Raw genomic sequence first — 2,413 nt, forward strand, 5'->3', positions numbered from 1 at the left:
GCCTTCCAGCGTCGTCGTTATTTCACCCGAAATCGCCGTTACTATAAAGACGGCATCCTGTTGGAATGTAATCGACATCGAGTTCAGATGTAATCATCAAGCACTGATTTTAAGGTTGAGCCTTATTTCTTTTTTTTAAAATTTATTATTGTTAAAACTAACAAATTAATGACAACTAGCAAAACTAATGTTCCCCAATCTATATCGAAGCGGAAGCCCTTAATGATGTAACTAGAAAAAATAAATACCACTATTATAGTAAGAATGATAATGAAGATATTTTTGTATGATTTCCTAGATTTATTCAAAATATCTCCTCCCCTAGATTTTTCTTTTCTGTCAAAGTTGATACATTAAAATTAAGTATAGGTAGACTTTTAAGTCTACCTATACTTAATTTTAATGTATCAATTTTAGCTCCAACCAGGCACATAATATTCATGTGAGATTGTATCCCCAATCTTCTGAGCCTGAGTTCGTTGACTACTTTCATAAAATTGAGTACTAGTCCATTCGGCTCTAGGAAGATTAGTATCTATTATATATTTATAATATACATATTGTTTATAATAGACTATATCCAAGTTATCTGCAATTATAGCAGAAGCTATAGATGTTAAACCAGCAGTTACAGCTGGTGCTAAAGCTCCACCTAAAGCTCCAGCAACAAGTACACCTATAGTAGCTACAATACCCAATACAGTATATTTAACAAAAGCATTGCTACCTTTTAGTTCCGCAGAATATTTCCAATTAGTTAAACTTGTTGATGCAGTTGAAAATAGAGGAGTATTTAATTTTGGTGAATCATTAAAATCTAGCACTATGTCAGAACCCTTTTCTATACTCTCTATAAAAGGATTTAAATCTGTACTTTCTGTAGATACCGTACCATCTTGATCAGTTGTTGTTAATGTTGCGATTCCATCTTCAATCTCAGTAACAAGTGTTAAGAATAATTCATAATTTCCATTTTCATTTTTTTGAAATATTTTACTATCAACATGCTTTAACGTTGCGTCTGTTATTTCAAAAACCTTAAATGATTTTCCATTTTCATCATATGTGTACTCAAAATTTTGCAAATCATTATTTAAAATTACAAAATTTGATTTGTGTCCGTCAATAATTGTTTCATGCTTATTTGCAAAAGCAGCATTGCTTAATGTTACATTACTACAAAGTACTAATAATAACAAAAATACAGTCACTCTTTTAAAGATTTTAGACATTTACGTTCTCTCCCTTATAATCATTTTTTGAGTTTAAAAGCTAACTATTCTACCTCCTTCTCCTAAAAATTACGTTAAATATCTTTATTTAACAATTTAAGTTTACTATATTACCTCCCAATATTTCAATAAAAAATATTTTTTATCTAAATAATGAGAAAATAGGTTTTAACATTGAGTGAGTTGACTAATATAGTGGCTTCACTCCTTTGGGGATTTTCTGGTTTGGTAACTTGTAAACTTCTCAAAATTGGGGTGAAGTCCTTTTTTACATTCAAAATTCCATTGTGTAGCAAGGACCTAGATTAATGCAAAATGCTCAGTTAAGTAACTTTATATTTGCTGGTAGGAGGATTCACATTATATTACTTCTAAAGCTAAAATAACACTTTAGTCATTCCTAAAAATTGAAAAAAGTCGGTTTCATTCAAATGTTTCTTTTGTTAAAATAAGGGCTCAAACCCAAAATTAGTGGTTGACGAATTCAGTTGAAATAAAATAAGGGTAAAATAGAAAAACATCTGCAAATCCTGTAATGTTGTAAGTCCTACCAAACAACAAAGGGATATGACAGATGCCACTCCAGTATATCAACGAACTGCTCGGATTACCAGAACTACAACTACAAAAAATCGTCTCTATGGACACCCAAGAAGTTCATTTGGAGACATCGCCAGTGAACTACAAACAGGCGTGTCCCATATGTAATTCCGAACAAGATGTGAAGCGTGACGGTCGTAACCAACCACGTAAAGTTCGGCAGCCGAGCATCTTTGGCCGAAAGAGCTATCTGCATGTTCCATCTCTGCGTCTTGCATGCAGACGTTGTAGAATTAGCTTCGTTTGGACGTATGACTTTGTGGGTCCTAAGCAGCGATACAGCTTTGCTTTCCGTGCTCAAACGCTAGAACAAGCGCTTGGTTCCACAGCAGCACATAGCGCAAGAATGCAAGAAGCGCCTGCCAGTACGATACAGCGAATGCATCAGGATGCCCTTCCAGTAGAAAGCAAACATGTGGCAGAACAGGTGTGGCGTGAAGCTCGAGACACTTCCAGTCTGGTACTAGGAATCGACGACTTCGCAATCAAAAAGGGACATACATACAATACGGGCATTCATAATCTTCGGGGCGAAACGATGCTTGATGTGCTGCCAGGTCGTCGACTGGAGGACTTGCGAG

At 34.9% G+C, this 2,413-nt stretch carries 2 protein-coding genes; one reads left to right on the top strand and one right to left on the bottom strand.

All coding sequences use genetic code 11. The features are described 5' to 3' along the window. Window positions 1-413: 413 nt before the first annotated feature. A complete protein-coding gene (locus H583_RS0113955) occupies window positions 414-1,232 on the bottom strand; it encodes a hypothetical protein (protein ID WP_028560985.1) in 819 nt (272 codons plus the stop codon). Between the two features lie 574 nt (window positions 1,233-1,806). Here H583_RS0113955 and H583_RS37595 point away from each other — a divergent pair. Continuing rightward, a partial coding sequence (locus H583_RS37595) for a hypothetical protein (RefSeq protein ID WP_028560986.1) occupies window positions 1,807-2,413 on the top strand: 607 nt, incomplete at its 3' end.

Origin of the sequence: Paenibacillus pinihumi DSM 23905 = JCM 16419 (genome assembly GCF_000422505.1) — a bacterium.
Lineage (GTDB): Bacteria > Bacillota > Bacilli > Paenibacillales > Paenibacillaceae > Paenibacillus_D > Paenibacillus_D pinihumi.